The organism is Erythrobacter sp. K21-9 (assembly GCF_055808355.1).
Window position 1 is genome coordinate 488,858 of sequence record NZ_CM147866.1, and the last position, 13,470, is coordinate 502,327.

The following is a 13,470-nucleotide window of genomic DNA, read 5'->3' on the forward strand; positions in this document are numbered from 1 at the left end:
CGGTGACGCGGCCCGTTTGCGCTTTTACTTCGCCTTTTTTCGCGGGGCCCGTTTCGCAGGCGCTTTCTTGGTGCCGCTTTTCATGGCTTCGAGCTCCGCATCGACAGCGCTTTCCCGGCGCATTTCGTCGATTTCGCTCTCTACGCTCGCATTGCCGCGCGGCACGGCGCTATCTTCGGCGGCGAACTCGGTGCGTTTTTCCAGCGCCGAGATACGGCTCAGGTGCTTTTCCGCCTTGCTGCCCGCATCGCCGCCCCAGCCGCAGGCCGAACCCGAAGCGCCTCCATCGGCAGCGGCCTGCGCCTTGGCCTGCTCGCGCACTTCGCTCCGCTTGGCTTCAAGCTGTTTGATCGCCGCATCGATCTCGGCGAGGTCTTCATCGGCCTTGGCAATGTCGTCCTTGGTGTCAGCGATGGCCTCGCGGCAATCCTCGCGTGCCATCAGCGCTTGCCGGGCGAGATCTTCGCGGTCGTGATCCATCGCGGTCTTGGCCTTGTCGCCCCAGTCGGCCTCGCGCAGTTCGTTCTGCGTGATGGAAGCTTCGAGCCGGGTCTTGCGCTGGCGTGTCTTGGTCCGTTCGCCTTCGAGCGAGATGATCGATTCCTCGATTTCGCGCTGGAGTTTGTTCAGCAGCTTGGCCGAATTGGACGCGGCCTCGACCGCGCTCGTGACATTGCTCGAGATCAGTTCCTTGACCTGAATGGCTACCCGCAGCATTGAAATTCCCCCTATTAAACAGATCGTTCTTCCCGCCCTTATGGCAATTGGGACGTTTCGATAATGTAAATTACGCCGATATTATTGGAGCAGCGCGGCAGGGGCGCATGTGCGCGCCGCGATATGGCCTTATCCGAGGTCGAAGCTGCGATCGAGAATCTCGGCAGCGAACCCGTCTTCGCCCGATTTCTCCTGGTCAGCGACAATGGCGGGCACTGGGAGGACAAGCCGGTATCGGAATCTACCGTCCTCGATCTCGCGCGTGGCTTGCCCCTTGAGGACGACGGGGATGATGCGGGTCAGCAGCTTGGTGCCGAAGCCTTCGCGCCCTTCTTCGCCGAAAGTGGCTTTTTCAAGCTGCGGGCGCTGTTCGATCCATTCGAATACGAATTTGTCGCCGGCATCGTCCTGCTCGACAAACCAGTGGACCAGGATGGTATCGCTCGGACCGGGGGTAAAGCCGTGCTTGCGGGCATTGGTCGCCAGCTCGTGCACTGCCAGCCCGATCTGCTGCGCAGCTTCCGACCCGATCAGGAACGGCGGTCCTTCGATGACAACCGCCGGTTCCGCGTCGCCCAGCAGCGGCCCGATCTGCTCTTTCACCACCAGGTCGATTTCCTCGGAGGATTCGTCTGCGCCGCGCAGGACCGTTGCGGTCGCCTTGGCAAGCGCGCGCAACCGGTCGATCAGGGTCGCGACATAGGCGTCGATATCGTCGGCCGAGCGGGCCGATTGTTGGGCCAGCGAGCTGACCACGGCGAGCAGGTTGTTGGAGCGGTGCACCGCCTCGCGGGCCTGAACGGCGAGCTTTGCATTCAGTTCGCTTAGCTCGGCGGTGCGCGCATCGACCTTTGCCTCGAGCGAGGCGAGCGTGGTTTCATGCGCGGCGATTTCGGCGCGCAGCCTGTCATTGACACTGGTCATGTCCGAAGGGGATGGCAGCTTTGCCAGCACCGGCACGAGCCGGAACAGCGCAATGGCGGTAACCGCCGAGACGATCCCCGTCGCCATTTTTATAACCGCGACATAGGGGTAGATCGGATACCACAGGGTCACGATGCCCAGCAGGTGGGTCAGGCCGCACAATAGGATAAACGAGGCAAACAGCACGACCAGCCCGGAATGCGGCACGTCCTTGCGCTTCCTGAGCACCGCGAGAAGTGCCAGCGGAATGACGGAATAGGACAGGAAGATCAGCAGATCCGATCCGGCCCACATTGCCACCAGCCAGGGCTGCCATAGCAGGCACATTCCGTGCGGCATATATTGCCAGGTGTCGAAAAAGTGCTGCATTTCGCCCTCCATTGGACAGCGGGTCGGCGACCCGCCAGGCGTCGATCGCAGAAACGCTTAAGCCCTGGAATTTCCAATCGACGAAACTTGCGAATGACGCAACATGGATTTTCCTACACGGTGCGCGATTGGTAGAGGAGGCGGCGATGTCGCTCTTTCACCCTTTCAAGATGCAGGAGGCGCGAGCCTCTCGCCGGCCAGCGCACGGCGGACGACATGGCGGCAGCTTTTTGGCCCCTGGACACTGTCTCATGTGTCTCACGGACTGCGCCCCGGCTTGGTGCAAACGCTCCGCTTGGCGCTTGCAATCTGCGGGCAAACCGCTATGTGCGCCGCTTCCCTGGCAATGCTTTGGAAATCCGCGCGGGAGGCAGGCCGTCAGGCCCGCCGCTGGACCGCTTAACATGAGCCGAGTTTGTGTGAAATGACACGCATACACGGCAACAGTGAGAAAGGAGGCCCTTCGTGGCCAAGAAAATCGAAGGCTATATCAAGCTGCAGGTGCCCGCGGGCACCGCAAACCCGTCGCCGCCAATCGGCCCGGCGCTGGGTCAGCGCGGCGTCAACATCATGGAATTCTGCAAGGCGTTCAACGCCGCGACGCAGGACATGGAAAAGAACGCACCGATCCCCACCACGATCACCGTTTACGCGGACCGCTCGTTCACCTTCACCACCAAGACCCCGCCAGCGTCCTACCTGCTGAAGAAGGCCGCCAAGGTTAAAAAGGGCTCGGGCGAACCGAACAAGGACAAGGTCGGCAAGATCAGCCGCAGCCAGGTCAAGGAGATCGCCGAAACAAAGATGGCCGATCTCAACGCAAACGATATCGATCAGGCCATGAAGATCATCGAAGGCTCCGCGCGTTCGATGGGCCTCGAAGTGGAGGGCTGAGCAGATGGCAAAGCAGACAAAGAAGCAAAAAGCAGTCGCCGAACTGAACCCGGAAAAGCTTTACGGCATCGACGAAGCAATCGCGACGCTGCGTGAGCACAAGGCGAAATTCGACGAAACCGTCGAGATCGCAATGAACCTAGGTGTCGATCCGCGCCACGCTGACCAGATGGTCCGCGGCATGGTCTCGCTGCCATCGGGCACGGGCAAGGACGTGAAGGTCGCGGTGTTCGCCAAGGGCGACAATGCGGACAAGGCCAAGGCGGCCGGCGCTGACAAGGTTGGCGCGGAAGACCTGATGGAAGAGATGCAGAACGGCGATCTCGATTACGACCGCGTGATTGCGACACCGGACATGATGGGCGTCGTCGAGCCGTTTGGGTAAGGTGCTCGGTCCCAAGGGCCTGATGCCGAACCCGAAGCTGGGCACCGTCACTCCGAACGTGGAGCAGGCCGTAAAGGACGCCAAGGGCGGCCAGGTCGAGTTCCGCGTCGAGAAGATGGGCATCATCCACTCCGGCATCGGCAAGCTGTCGTTCTCCGACGACGCGCTGAAGGAAAACTTCGAGGCGATGACGCAGGCCATCGTCAAGGCAAAGCCGTCGGGTGCCAAGGGCAAGTATGTGAAGAAGGTCTCGCTGACCACGACCATGGGTCCGGGCCTGAAGATCGATACGGCAGCCATCGAAGGCGCGTAAGCCAGATCAAATTTCGCTTTCCTACTTGGGAAGCGGCAGACAAAGAGGTCGGGAGCCCAAGCTTCCGGCCTCTTTTGCGTCCAACCGACACGATTTCAGCACGAAATCAACTCCGCCGGGGAACGATGCGCGGCGCGCGCGTTAATCTTCCAAAGGAGTTTAAAATGAAAAGCTTAGGTTGGATTCTCGCGATCATCGGCGCGGTAATCCTGGGCGGAAGCCTGTTTGTCGAAACGCGGCTCGGGCCGCTGATCGGTGCAGTGCTGCTTTCGGGCGGTATTCTCTACGCGACGCTGCAGAATGCGCAGGCGGGCCGCTCCAACCTGCTGAAGGCGGAACGCGCGGCGCGTCGGCGCAAGAAATCGCAGGCGAGCAGCACCAGCGCGTAACGATTGGCCCAGTTGTCGCGAATTGCCTTGGGTGCCCGGTCCGGTCCCGGTGAACCAGAATCTGGGCGAACGGCGATGAATGACCGGTTCATCAAGTGCGCGCAATCGCCAGCTCGTGCGGGTGAATGAGGGCGGTGTGAACAGACCCGGCAGGAAGTTCGGCGTTTCTGTGTGGTGCTTCAAATCCCGCCGGGGGTAAAGTCCCAGCCGCTTTCCGCGAGTCCATCGCAAAGCGATTTCAAACAGCTCTGGAGCGCTTCGCGTTCGGTCGAGCGGATCACGAAGTTCGATCCAACCTTACCGTCGCGGAAGAACGGGTAGGACCCGATCTGGCAGTTCTCATGCGCCTGCTCGACCACCCGCAGAATGTGCGCGACCTCGCTTTCGGGGATGAAGCCGCCCACTGTCTCCGAGATCAGCGGAGCGCCGCCTTCAAGCTTGCCGGTGAGCGCATCGAGCATTCCGGCGGTGATGTGCGGCACGCCCGCCATCAGGATCACGTTTCCGCGGCGAATTCCGGGTGCGCCGGACATGCGGTTCGGGATGAGTTCGGCGCCTTCGGGGACGCGCGCCATGCGCAGGCGGCCCTCGTTGATACCGCCCTTGTCGGCGTAATACCGCTCAAGCAGCGCGCGCGCTTCGGGATGGATGATGACCGGCACGCCCAATGCCTTGGCCACGGCATCGACGGTGATGTCATCGTGCGTGGGACCGATGCCGCCGGTGGTGAAGAGATAGTCATTGGCCGCGCGCAAGGCGTTCACCGCCTCGACGATCCGGTCCTCGTCATCGGCCACGACGCGGACTTCGGCAAGGCGAATGCCCTGAACCTGGAGCCAGCTCGCGACCTGCGCGATGTTCTTGTCGTGGGTGCGACCGGAGAGGATTTCATCGCCAATGATGACGAGCCCGGCGGTCCAGATCTTGTCGGAAGAGGTCATGCGAAGCGATGTAAGCGATGGGGCTGGCGAACGCCACCTGCAACCGCGCCGATTTTACTCGGCCGCTTCGAGCTGCTCGTCCGCACTGCGCGCATTGGCCCCGGCGCGAGTGAAGGTCAGCAGACCGTCATCGACCGGGTCTTTCGCCATCAGCTTGCGATCGACGACATATTCCTGATTGAGCCGCCAGGGATAGCTTATCGAGTTCTTCGGCTGGATATGCTTGGCGCGCTGGATATAGCCGCTGGAGAAATCGTAGATGTCGTCCTCCTCGATGCCCGCTTCCATCTCCGGTGTGAGGACAGGAGTGACGACATCCGCACCCTTGGCGCGCATTTCGTGGAGCGCGCGGCAGACATAGTCCGAATTGATGTCGGCGCGCAGGGTCCAGCTGGCGTTGAGGTATCCGAACACGACCGCAAGGTTGGGCAGGTTCGAGAACATGCAGCCCTTGTAATAGAAGCGCTTGCTGAAATCGACCGGCTCGCCGTTGACGCTCACCGCGATCTTGCCCGCGACCGCCATCTTGAGGCCTGTTGCCGTGATGATGATGTCCGCTTTAATCAGCTCGCCTGATTTCAGGCGGATGCCGTCCTTTTCGAACGCATCGATGTGACCGGTGACGATATCGGCCTTGCCCGACTTGATCGCTTCGAACATGTCACCGTCCGGCACGAGGCAAAGCCGCTGCTCCCAAGGGTTATAGGGCGGGGTGAAGGCTTGCTTGTCGTAATCCGGGCCGAGTGCCTTCTCGATACCCTTGTACAGGCTTTTCTTGACCTTCTCGGGCTTTTCGCGGGCCGTCTTGAAGACGAGGTCCTGCATCTTGATATTCTTGAACCGGGTGATTTTGTACGCGAGATTTTCTGGCAGGATCTTTCGGATGGCGTTCGCCAGTCTGTCCTTCGCCGGACGCGACGCCATCCACGTAGGCGTGCGCTGGAGCATGGTAACATGCGCTGCCTTGTCAGCCATCGCGGGGACGATTGTAACAGCGGTCGCGCCGGAGCCGATCACGACCACTTTTTTGCCAGCATAATCGAGGTCTTCGGGCCAGAATTGCGGATGCAGGACCTGCCCCTCGAATTCACCAAGCTGGAAGCCCGGATCGTAGGGCTCGTCGTAATCGTAATAGCCTGCACCGAGATACAGGAAGTTCGCGGTCAGCCGGGTGCGCGAGCCATCGTCCAGCTCCATTTCGACATGCCAGCGCGCCTCGTCCTCGCGGAAATCGGCGGAAATGACCTTGTGCCCGTGGCGGATATGTTGGCGGATACCGCGCTCATCGACGATCCGGTTCAGATATTCGAGTATTGAAGGCGCATCGGCGATGCTCTTTTCATGCTTCCAAGGTTCGAAATCGAACCCGAGCGTGTGCATGTCGCTGTCCGAACGGATTCCCGGATAGCGGAACAGGTCCCACGTGCCGCCCAGATTTTCGCGTCGTTCGACTATCGCATAGGAGTGGTCCGGCGCCTTCATTTCCATATGCGCTGCCATGCCAATTCCGGAAATACCGGCGCCGACAATCAACACATCGAAATCGGGGGGTGTGGCTAACATGTGTGGCTCTCTCTTCCCTTACTGACATCGATGTAACCATAGGCAGCGCCGAAAAGCGAGTCTTCATGGCGATTTGCAACTGACTTTGAGCGCGGTGTCCGTTACGCGGCTCGTCATGTCTTATCGATCTTGCTTGTCGTATCGCCTGACCGTCTGCGCTCTGGCTGTTTCCGTTTCTGCTCCGCTGTCGGCCCAGGACGAGCGGCAGGACGAGGAGGGCCAAGGCGAGATCGTGGTGACGGGCACCGGGCTTGATGAGCCGCCCTCTGTCGGCGCGTACGCCGTAACCGATATCGACCGCGAGCAGATCGTGGCCAGCGCGTCCGGCCGGATCGAGGACGTGCTAGAGAATGTCGCAGGGTTCCAGCAATTCCGCCGCTCGGACAGCCGCTCATCCAACCCCAGCGCCCAAGGGGTCACGCTGCGCGCGCTCGGCGGCAATGCGACAAGCCGCGCGCTCGTGCTGCTCGATGGCGTGCCGATTGCCGATCCGTTTTTTGGCTATATCCCCTTCTCCTCGATCACGCCTGAAACGCTGGGTAGCATCCGTGTGACGCGCGGCGGCGGTGCGGGCCCGTTCGGCGCAGGCGCGCTCGCCGGGACGATCGAAATTGAAAGCGCCGATGCCCGAACACTTGGACCGGTTTCGGCAAGCCTGCTGATTAATAATCGAGAAGAGACCGAAGCCAGCGCAGCGATTGGCAGCCAACTGGGCGGCGGCTTTGGTGTCATCAGCGGGCGCTGGGACCGGGGGCAGGGCTTCTTCACCACGCCCGCCGGGCAGCGTGTGCCCGCGAGTGCCCGCGCTGCTTTCGACAGCTGGCAGGCCGGCTTGCGCGCAGTCGCACCGCTATCGGATACGGTCGAATTGCAAGCGCGCGGCAGCGTCTTCGAAGATGCCCGCACCTTGCGTTTCGAAGGCGCAGATTCTCGCATCGAGGGGCAGGATGCGAGTCTGCGCGTGGTCGGCAGGGGCGAATGGGAATTCGACGCGCTGGGTTATGTGCAGGCGCGCAACTTTTCCAACGAAATCATCAGCTCGACCCGGTTCGTGCGGGTGCTTGACCAGCGTAACACTCCCTCGACCGGCCTTGGCGGAAAACTCGAAGTGCGCCCGCCGCTGGACGAGGCGCACACAGTGCGGCTCGGCGTCGATTATCGCCGGGCCGAGGGCGAATTGCAGGAAGAGGCCTACAGCGCATTCACTGGTGATTTGCGCGAGCGCCGCCGGGCGGGCGGGACCAACAGCAATCTTGGGTTTTTCCTCGAAGACGATTGGCAGATTGGACCGCTGCTGCTGACCGGCGGTGTGCGGGCCGATTACACCCTGATCGAAGACGGTTTCTTTCGTGCGGTCGACGCCAGCAATGTGCTGGTGAGCGAGACCGTTTCGCCGGACCGCGACGACTGGACGCTGAGCTGGCGGGCGGGCGCGGTCTTCTATGCAACCCGGGATCTGGACCTGCGCGCGGCGGCATATACCGGGCTGCGCTTACCGACTTTGAATGAGCTGTACCGGCCATTCGTGATCTTTCCCGTTGTTACGCAGGCGAACGCGGCGCTTGAGAATGAGCTGCTGGAGGGGTTCGAGATTGGCCTGACCTGGCAGCCGGTCGGCGCGGTGGTGCTGTCGCTCACTGCATTCGACAACCGCGTGGAGAATGCGATCGCCAACGTCACGCTTACGCCGACGCTGCGCCAGCGGCAGAACCTGCCTGCCATCGATGCGCAAGGGATCGAAGGCGGGCTTGCGGTAAAGCTGGGCGATTTCAGCCTCGATGCATCGCTGGCTTACACGGATGCGGTCATAGAGGGTGATGGTTCGTCGCTGGCTCTCGGCGGCAATCTACCGCCGCAAACGCCGGAATTCGCAGCATCATCGACCCTGGTATGGCAACCCGCCGAAGGTTGGCGCATTGCAGGCACACTGCGCCACGTGAGCTCTCAGTTCGAGGATGATCAGGAGAGCGACCGGCTCCCCGCCGCGACGACGCTGGACGTATTTGCCACTGCACCGCTATTCGATCGCATCAGCGTGGTGCTCCGCGGAGAGAACCTCCTGGACGAGGAAGTCGTGACGCGGAATTCAGGCGGAGCGATCGATTTGGGCGCGCCGCGCACAGTCTGGATCGGGCTTCGTCTAGGATACTGAAGCTCGTTCGCCGATTATGCTCGAATGCAACATTATTGCTTTTGCACCACCGATTGAGTTCTCTTGCTGCGGTGCAACATCGCATGTTGCATTTTTGCTACGGTTTGCGAAGAAGCGTCGTAGAGTCTTGGCAGCGCGAAACTCGCTGATAGTCTCTCCCTCGACCAATGGGCCAAAAGGCCATGGGCATTGTGGAGAGGAAACCTATGACACGTAAGCTCGCAGCCTACGCTGCCGGCCTGATGGCCTGCAGTTCGTTTACAGTCCCAGCGTTCGCGCAAGCTGTTTCGGCAGATGACCAAGGCGATACCACCCTTGCGCCGGACCCGGATGACAGCGTCATTATCGTTACCGCAACCCGCCGCGCACAGGATGTGCAGGACATTCCCATCGCGGTGACGGCAGTTTCGCCGCAGCAGCTTGAAAACCAGGGTGTCGACAATATTCAGGAAGTGACCTCGGTCGCTCCGAGCTTTTCTTCAAGCCAGGCACAAATCGCATCGGGTTCGGTGGTGCTGCGCATTCGCGGTGTCGGTACAACCTCGAACAACATCGGATTTGAAAGCGCGGTCGGCATCTTTATCGACGGTGCATATCAATCGCGTCCGGGTGTCGCGCTGAGCGAGTTTGTGGACATTGAACGGGTTGAGGTTCTTCGCGGTCCGCAAGGTACGCTGTTTGGCCGCAACACGTCGGCCGGCGCGCTCAACATCACGACCAACCGTCCCGACGTGAGCGAGTTCGAAGGGTTCGTGAACGCTTCGTATGGGAATTTCGACGAGATCAGCCTTCAGGGCGCGATCAATGTTCCGATCGTCGAGGACACCCTCGCATTCCGCCTGACCGGCGCATATCGCGAGCGCGACGGGTTCCTGACGGTCGTCGATGAGAATGGCACGCCATTCGACGACACCAACAATGTCGATCAGTATCTTGTGCGCGCACAATTGGGCTTTGATACGGAAAGCGGCCTGCGCGGCCGCCTGATCGCGGATTATTCGAACAGTACATCCAGCTGCTGCGGTGCGATTGAGCTATATCAGACCCCGCTCGTGCCGGCTGGCGCATATGCCCTGGTCGGTCTTGGAGCCAATGGCGGCAATGGCCAGCCAAGCGTTTCGGACAATCCGTTTGGGCAGAAGGAGTTCGAGGAAGCGCTCGATAATCGGATCGTCTCGGCCAATTTCGCACCTGTGGCCGACGTCGATAATTATGGCTTCACCGGAGAGCTGGAATTCCCAATCTCCGATAGTGCCGATCTCATTTTCATCGGCTCGTACCGCAAGTTTGATTCGCTGGAAAACTACGATTCTGACTTTACGGCAGCCGATATTTTCGACGTTCCCGAACTGGATCTCGAACTCGAAACCTGGACGGCTGAGCTTCGCCTTCAAGGTGAGGCAGTGGGCGGACGGCTGAACTACCTGATCGGGGGCTATTTTTCTGATGAGAGCATCGATCAATCGGTCACTTTCCTGCTCGGTGAGGATTATGACACGAATGTCGGCGCGTTGTTCGGCGGTGCCGCGGGGCCTGCGCCGCTGCAACTGTTTTCTGGCGGCGTCGATCCAGCTGGTACGAACGTAACCAACCGGTTCCAGCAAAGCGCGCAGAGCTACTCGATCTTTACGAACAACTCGTTCGAGATCGTCGATGGCCTCGAATTCACTGTCGGTGCCCGGTATTCATGGGAAGAAAAGGAAGGTGGGTTCACTCAAACATCCGCTAACAACCAGATTTGCCCGGCAATCCTTGGCTCGCTGGCTGCCGGCGCTGTTCCCGCAGCTCTGGCCGACCCGGTTTTCGCACTCGGTTGCTTTGGTTTCACGGCTCCTGCCGATCTGCCGCAATCGGCGGTTCTTCCGCTGGTTCGGACGTTCCAGGACGACTTCAGCGATGAAGAGCTGATCTATACGGTTCGTCTTGGCTATGCCTTCGCCGCGCCTGTGAACGTCTACGCGAGCTTCACTCACGGCTACAAGTCCGGCGGGATCAACCTCGACACAACTGCTGCGGTTGCTGGTGCCGATCCAACCTTCCTGTCGGAAGAGGTCGACGCCTATGAAATCGGCCTGAAGAGCCGGTTGATCGATGACGCCGTGACGCTGAACATCGCCGCGTTCTACGAAGAGTTTACGAACTTTCAGGTGCTCGAATTTACCGGCACCGCGTTCCAGACTTTCAACGTGCCGGTGGCGGAATCCCGCGGCCTCGAGATCGAGAGTGTCATTCGTCCGACGAGCGAGCTGACCTTCAACGCATCTGCAACGATCCTCGACGCGTCTTATCCGGACGATTGCGCTGGCACTGTCACCGCAGTTCAGGTCGTTTCCCTTTGCGGTAACGACCTGACGAACGCGCCGAACGTGGTCGCGATTTTCGGCGGTCTCTGGGAAAAGCCGATCAACCTGACGACCGAGTTCTTCCTGTCGGGTCAGATCCGGCTCGAGGACGACCAGCGGACCTCCACACAGGCGATTGTTCCGCCTAATGCAGCCGCGATTGCTGCAGCAGGTAGCGTGCAAGCAGCTGTCGATGCGGCACCGCTGATCATTGCAGATGTTCAGGACGGCAAGGAGTTCATAAACCTCCGCGCCGGTCTGCGCTTTGCAGACGGTGCCTATTCGATCGAAGGGTTCGTCAATAATCTGACGGACAACGTGGTTCGCGGGGTAACCTTCAACACGACCTTGCGCGGAAGCGGCGCGGCTAACTCCAGGTCGGCATTCTCGCTCCAGCCGCGCACATATGGTGTGGCAGTCCGCGCGAAGTTCTAAGCGGACAAGCTCAAACGAAAAAGGGCGGCTCGGGTGAAACCGGGCCGCCCTTTTTCGTGCACTCGAGAAATCGCTACATCGAACGTGCGATCAGCATCTTCATGATCTCGTTCGAACCGCCGTAAATGCGGGCGATGCGCGTATCGCGATACATCCGGGCGATCGGGTAGTCGTTGATGTACCCGGCGCCGCCGTGAAATTGCAGGCATTTGTCGACGACTTCGCTCTGCAGTTCTGTCACCCAATATTTCGCCATGCTGGCGGTGGCCACATCGAGCTTGCCTTCGAGCAGTTTCGCAATGCAATCGTTGACGAAGACCCGCGCTGCCGTGCCGCGCGCCTTGAGATCGGCAAGCGTGAATTGCGTGTTCTGGAAATCCCAGATCGTCTTGCCAAATGCCTTGCGGTTCTTGACGTATTCGACCGTCACTTCGAGCGCTTTCTCGATCCCCGTCATCGCGCCCATCGCAATCACGAGCCGTTCCTGCGGTAGCTCGCCCATCAGCTGGTAGAAGCCCATGCCCTCTTCCCCGCCGAGGATGTTGTCACCGGGGATGAATACGTCATCGAAAAACAGCTCCGAGGTGTCCTGCGCATCGAGCCCGATCTTGTCGAGTTTCTTGCCGCGCTGGAACCCTTCGGCGCCGTCGGTCTCGAGTAGCATCAGGGAGATTCCCTTGGCGCCCTCGCTGGGGTCGGTCTTGGCGACGACGATGATGAAATCGGCGGTCTGACCGTTCGAGATCCACGTTTTCGATCCGTTCAGCCGATAGCCATTGCCGTCTTTCAGAGCGGTGGTCTTGATGCTCTGAAGGTCAGAACCTGCATCCGGCTCGCTCATCGCGATTGCGCTGACCAGTTCGCCAGTCACAAGCTTGGGGAGGTATTTCTTTTTCTGCTCCTCGGTCCCGTGGCGCACGAGATAGGGGAGTATGATCGTGTTGTGCAGGCTTGCAGCAAAACCCTCGACGCCATTTTTCGCCTGCTGGTCGATCACGACCATATCATGCCGGAAATCGCCGCCGTGGCCGCCATATTCCTCGGGAACGGACACGCCGAGCAACCCGGCTTCGCCGGCCTCGTTCCAGAACTCGCGTTCAACCTGGCCGTCTTCACGCCATTTCAGGATGCGCTTTTCAGGGGCATGCTGCCTGTAGAATTTGCCAACCGCATCGGCGAAGATTGCGATCTCCTCTTCTTCCATGAATTCCGGCTGGGGTACGTCGATAACTGGCATTTACTTGCCCTTCCAGTTGGGTGCGCGCTTTTCGGCGAAGGCGGCTGCGCCTTCGCGTGCGTCTTCAGATACGAAAACCGGCGCGATAAGCTGCGCCTGCTTGGTGTAGCGTTCGTCCATGTCCCACCCGCGCGATTCCTTCATCACCTGCTTGGACACGCGCACAGCGAGCGGGCCGTTGGCGGCAATCTTTTTCGCGAGCGCCTTTGCGCCGTCCAGCGCCGATCCATCGGTGACTTCGTTGATAAGGCCGAGTTCGTAAGCGCGGTCCGCTCCGATGAATTCGCCGGTCAGCGCGAGCTCCATCGCGATCCGCTCCGGGATTTGGTCCGGCAGCATCATGACGCCGCCCGCTGCGGCCACAAGCCCGCGCTTTGCCTCCGGAATGCCGAATTTCGCATCCTTGTGAGCGACCACGAGGTCGCATGCGATCATCAGTTCAAGCCCGCCGGCCAGCGCATAGCCTTCGACCGCTGCGATCAGAGGTTTGCCAGGGGGGCCTGCACCACGCCGCCAAATCCGCGGCCTTCGACCGTCGGGCTCTCGCCGCGCAGGAAGCCTTTCAGATCCATGCCCGAACAGAACGTCCCGCCAGCGCCGGTCAGGATGCCGACGCGCAGGTCGTCTTCGGCATCGAGCCGGTCCATGGCGGCTGCAATGCCTTCGGCAGCGGCTTTGGACATCGCGTTCTTTGCTTCGGGCCGATTGATGGTGACTACGAGCACGCCATCATCGACTTCGGTTAGGACTTCCGGATGTTCGGACACAGAGCTCTCCCTAGCTAATTTGCCATTTCGAATTGAAACTCA

General features: G+C 60.4%; 9 protein-coding genes and 2 pseudogenes. 5 read left to right on the forward strand and 6 right to left on the reverse strand.

Going from position 1 to position 13,470, the window contains the following annotated elements; all coding sequences use genetic code 11:
* Positions 1-24: 24 nt before the first annotated feature.
* Both AC0L39_RS02535 and AC0L39_RS02540 read right to left on the reverse strand, forming a co-directional pair.
* Positions 25-717 carry a PspA/IM30 family protein gene (locus AC0L39_RS02535; RefSeq protein WP_473260489.1) on the reverse strand — a complete coding sequence of 231 codons (693 nt, stop codon included), beginning with the start codon at positions 715-717 and terminating at the stop codon, positions 25-27.
* A gap of 129 nt (positions 718-846) precedes the next feature.
* The gene (locus AC0L39_RS02540; protein ID WP_473260490.1) at positions 847-2,010 is read right to left on the reverse strand and encodes a sensor histidine kinase; all 1,164 of its coding nucleotides are present in this window, start codon (positions 2,008-2,010) and stop codon (positions 847-849) included.
* 465 nt (positions 2,011-2,475) lie between these two features.
* Here AC0L39_RS02540 and rplK point away from each other — a divergent pair, with 465 nt between their 5' ends.
* From rplK to AC0L39_RS02555, 3 genes and pseudogenes are all read left to right on the forward strand, one after another.
* Complete coding sequence (gene rplK, locus AC0L39_RS02545; protein ID WP_473260492.1) at positions 2,476-2,904, forward strand: 50S ribosomal protein L11; 429 nt, start codon at positions 2,476-2,478, stop codon at positions 2,902-2,904.
* 4 nt (positions 2,905-2,908) lie between these two features.
* A pseudogene (gene rplA / locus AC0L39_RS02550) lies at positions 2,909-3,602 on the forward strand (50S ribosomal protein L1).
* A gap of 164 nt (positions 3,603-3,766) precedes the next feature.
* Positions 3,767-3,991, forward strand: a complete 225-nt coding sequence (locus AC0L39_RS02555; RefSeq protein WP_473260494.1) for a hypothetical protein — start codon at positions 3,767-3,769, stop codon at positions 3,989-3,991.
* Between the two features lie 179 nt (positions 3,992-4,170).
* Here AC0L39_RS02555 and AC0L39_RS02560 read toward each other — a convergent pair whose 3' ends face one another.
* The gene (locus AC0L39_RS02560; protein WP_473260496.1) at positions 4,171-4,932 is read right to left on the reverse strand and encodes a competence/damage-inducible protein A; all 762 of its coding nucleotides are present in this window, start codon (positions 4,930-4,932) and stop codon (positions 4,171-4,173) included.
* 54 nt (positions 4,933-4,986) lie between these two features.
* The gene (locus tag AC0L39_RS02565; protein ID WP_473260497.1) at positions 4,987-6,495 is read right to left on the reverse strand and encodes a flavin-containing monooxygenase; all 1,509 of its coding nucleotides are present in this window, start codon (positions 6,493-6,495) and stop codon (positions 4,987-4,989) included.
* Positions 6,496-6,610: 115 nt separating this feature from the next.
* Between AC0L39_RS02565 and AC0L39_RS02570 the strand changes: the two genes are divergently transcribed.
* Together AC0L39_RS02570 and AC0L39_RS02575 are read left to right on the forward strand one after the other, a co-directional pair.
* Positions 6,611-8,647 carry a TonB-dependent receptor plug domain-containing protein gene (locus AC0L39_RS02570; RefSeq protein WP_473260498.1) on the forward strand — a complete coding sequence of 679 codons (2,037 nt, stop codon included), beginning with the start codon at positions 6,611-6,613 and terminating at the stop codon, positions 8,645-8,647.
* Between the two features lie 206 nt (positions 8,648-8,853).
* Positions 8,854-11,424, forward strand: a complete 2,571-nt coding sequence (locus AC0L39_RS02575) for a TonB-dependent receptor (protein WP_473260500.1) — start codon at positions 8,854-8,856, stop codon at positions 11,422-11,424.
* A 73-nt stretch (positions 11,425-11,497) separates the two neighbouring features.
* Here AC0L39_RS02575 and AC0L39_RS02580 read toward each other — a convergent pair whose 3' ends face one another.
* Both AC0L39_RS02580 and AC0L39_RS02585 read right to left on the reverse strand, forming a co-directional pair.
* Positions 11,498-12,661, reverse strand: coding sequence for an acyl-CoA dehydrogenase family protein (locus AC0L39_RS02580; protein WP_473260501.1), 1,164 nt, complete (start codon positions 12,659-12,661; stop codon positions 11,498-11,500).
* Positions 12,662-13,428, reverse strand: a pseudogene (locus AC0L39_RS02585) (crotonase/enoyl-CoA hydratase family protein). It abuts the gene before it with no gap.
* Between the last annotated feature and the right edge of the window lie 42 nt (positions 13,429-13,470).

Bases quoted from the DNA above. Each gene is read 5' to 3' on its own strand.
- AC0L39_RS02540 (WP_473260490.1), bottom strand. From the start codon at position 2,010: ATGCAGCACTTTTTCGACACCTGGCAATATATGCCGCACGGAATGTGC.
- AC0L39_RS02535 (WP_473260489.1), bottom strand. From the start codon at position 717: ATGCTGCGGGTAGCCATTCAGGTCAAGGAACTGATCTCGAGCAATGTC.
- AC0L39_RS02570 (WP_473260498.1), top strand. From the start codon at position 6,611: ATGTCTTATCGATCTTGCTTGTCGTATCGCCTGACCGTCTGCGCTCTG.
- AC0L39_RS02580 (WP_473260501.1), bottom strand. From the start codon at position 12,661: ATGCCAGTTATCGACGTACCCCAGCCGGAATTCATGGAAGAAGAGGAG.
- AC0L39_RS02565 (WP_473260497.1), bottom strand. From the start codon at position 6,495: ATGTTAGCCACACCCCCCGATTTCGATGTGTTGATTGTCGGCGCCGGT.
- AC0L39_RS02555 (WP_473260494.1), top strand. From the start codon at position 3,767: ATGAAAAGCTTAGGTTGGATTCTCGCGATCATCGGCGCGGTAATCCTG.
- AC0L39_RS02560 (WP_473260496.1), bottom strand. From the start codon at position 4,932: ATGACCTCTTCCGACAAGATCTGGACCGCCGGGCTCGTCATCATTGGC.
- AC0L39_RS02575 (WP_473260500.1), top strand. From the start codon at position 8,854: ATGACACGTAAGCTCGCAGCCTACGCTGCCGGCCTGATGGCCTGCAGT.